This window comes from Oleiphilus sp. HI0067, assembly GCF_001635735.1.
Genome location: NZ_LWFI01001570.1, coordinates 1 through 867, shown reverse-complemented (window position 1 = coordinate 867; position 867 = coordinate 1). Strand labels below are relative to the sequence as shown.

2 protein-coding genes are annotated in these 867 nt (G+C 44.1%); both read right to left on the bottom strand.

The genetic code is table 11. The annotated features are described in order from the left end of the window. Window positions 1-161: 30S ribosomal protein S20 (gene rpsT, locus A3739_RS25600; RefSeq protein WP_197472575.1), on the bottom strand; the 161-nt coding region annotated here is incomplete at its 3' end. A 215-nt stretch (window positions 162-376) separates the two neighbouring features. After that, window positions 377-867: iron-containing alcohol dehydrogenase (locus tag A3739_RS25595; RefSeq protein WP_156502839.1), on the bottom strand; the 491-nt coding region annotated here is incomplete at its 5' end.

The following is an 867-nucleotide window of genomic DNA, read 5'->3' as shown; positions in this document are numbered from 1 at the left end:
GCAGTTACATATGCTGCTTGAGCGTCATCGTAGTTGCCGCCAGCAATCTGTGCGTCAACTTTCTTGATGTAAGTGCGAACCATAGATCGTTGGCTTGCGTTGCGTTGGCGGCGTACTTCTTGTTGACGCGCGCGTTTCTTTGAAGATGGGGAGTTAGCCACCGTAATGCTCCTAAAATTTCGCGAAAATATTCAAACTAGCTGACTCAAAACTGCGAAATCGCTTACTTTTTGAGCCTGCGTTAAAAAAGGACGCGAGACTATGCCGTTTTAATTACTTAATGTCAAGGCTTCAGTTGGCCTTGAATGTTAAGTGTTGTTGCCTTGTTGAAGAGGAAGGGCTTTGCCTCTCCCGTCAACTTATTAAGTGAACTTCTTTACGCCACCATTTTTCCAATTAATGCCTCGCAAGTGCCCTTATCCATATACTTTGGTACCGGGTAATTTGCATGTGCTTCTTCCAGAGCAAGCTTCGCAATGCGCGGGATGTCTTCTTTTTTAAGGCTATCAAGTGTCTCTGGGATTTCGAACGACTGCAACATGCTACGTACTCTAGCTATAAATTTATCAGCGAGTTGTTTGTTGCTTTCTCTGCCTGTTTTTAAAGCACTAGCTTTTGCAAGTTCAGCAAGCTGAGGAATGATGTCGCTTTTCGAATAGTCCAAGATGTGTGGTAAGACGATCGAATTGGCGAGACCGTGAGGCGTTGAGTATAGAGCGCCAAAGTTATGCGCAATAGCGTGTACATAACCAACACCTGCTTTTGTAAATGCTAGTCCTGCATAATATGACGCCATGGCCATATTTTGGCGTGCCTCAAAGTTTTTTCCGTCATGTACTGCTGTTTCTAAATTTTCCATGATGAGTT